Here is a 516-nt window from a genome sequence, read left to right as displayed (position 1 = left end):
GATCCGTACCTCTGTATCAGTCGCGTATTGAGTGTCTCATTATAGAACCACTCAAGATGGCCATCCTCCATCGTCTCAATATCGTTCGGCTTAGTCACATATTTTGTGACCTCATCAACAGACTCAAGAGTTCCCGCATCCTTAACAATGCACGACATCCTCTCACGAACATCAGCAAGAAAATCCTGCCAGCCGTTCCCCTTCAAATACGGCAGATCAAAGAGGATATTCATATGCATGTTAAGGGTTTCATGATCCTCATTATGAGTGAACTCAGTCCCCCTGAAATACAGATTTGAACCATATTTTTGATTGAGCCAACGGAAGCAATCAGAGAGCTTGCGTGTCCATTTCCTATGCTCCGCCTTGAGGTCATCATATATGCGGACGTTCTCACCGCAGGTGATAACCATGTACCGCAGATACTTCCCCTTATTCGGGAGAATGTTATCAATCCAATAGGTCAGCTCATTCCTCAACTGGCGACGCTCAGCAACAGCAACAGCAGGAATGAAC

The 516-nt window shown here is 45.7% G+C and carries 1 protein-coding gene; it reads right to left on the bottom strand.

What is annotated here, in order from left to right; genetic code table 11:
• Nucleotides 1-516: protein rep (locus tag KP705_RS16845; protein WP_215765091.1), on the bottom strand; the 516-nt coding region annotated here is incomplete at both ends.

Source organism: Gluconobacter sp. P1D12_c (genome assembly GCF_018812105.1).
GTDB classification, from domain to species: Bacteria; Pseudomonadota; Alphaproteobacteria; order Acetobacterales; family Acetobacteraceae; genus Gluconobacter; species Gluconobacter oxydans_A.
This window is presented reverse-complemented; position numbering and strand designations above follow the sequence as displayed.